At 45.9% G+C, this 947-nt stretch carries 1 pseudogene; it reads left to right on the forward strand.

The window, feature by feature from the left end:
* A pseudogene (locus QVO97_RS11075) lies at positions 1 to 947 on the forward strand (hypothetical protein); the annotation flags it as partial.

Raw genomic sequence — 947 nt, forward strand, 5'->3', positions numbered from 1 at the left:
AACAGAAAATGGATGGGGGATAAAGATTCGATTTGCTAAATCGCTGGCTCTTGGCAGTACAAATGAAAAACAGCTTTATGTCCATTACAAGGGAAGTTTGATCGGCTCAATTGTGCTTAAAAAAGAGGTAAAACTTGTTCAGCTTGCAGCGCCTGCGGATGTCAAATGGGATGTGACAGTAAATGGAAAAGCTGTTTGGAATCAGGTTGAGCATGCGTCGGGTTATAAAGTACAGCTCTATAAGAATGGTTCAAAACAAGGCAGTGAGGTGGCGCTTGGGACAGGCGCAACCAGCTACGATTTTACCTCCCAGATAGCGGAAAGCGGAACCTATACGTTTAAAGTTTGGGCGACCGGTGATTCCGTCTATGGGGATAGTGAAAAAGAGACAAGTGGAGCCTATGTATTTTCCGAGCAGACCTTAGAGAATGTCAAAACAGCGGCACAGGCAGCGCTGCAGGCGATGACAGTGACAAATATGACGACAGCAGAGGAAATTTTGCAGGCTGTAAACGATGTTATTACAAATAAAAAAATTCAGGCAGAGTGGTCCAACGAAGAAAAGTTCAATCTAACACCGGCAACGGATGACAAAGATCCGGGACAAAACGGAAGTATCACGGGAACGATTGTTTTGAGCTATACCGCTGAGAGCGCGTCAACAGAAACAAAAACAATCGAAATAAATCTTTCAATCGCGGCGAAGTATGCAATTACCTTTGCGTCTGATCGTCAGGATTCGCAGGGAGAGGCACCGACACTGGAAAATGCCGCAGCCAGAACTGTGATTACGCTTCCGGAGAATACCTTTAAGGTATACGGCATGAATTTTGGAGGCTGGAGTGACGGAACTAAGACATATGCCAGCGGTGCAAGTTATACAATGCCGGAAGGAAATGTGACATTTAAGGCGGTATGGGTGCAGGATCAGTGGGATGGACAGGCGG

This window comes from Clostridium sp. CAG:43, from assembly GCF_000434655.1.
GTDB lineage: Bacteria > Bacillota > Clostridia > Lachnospirales > Lachnospiraceae > Otoolea > Otoolea fessa.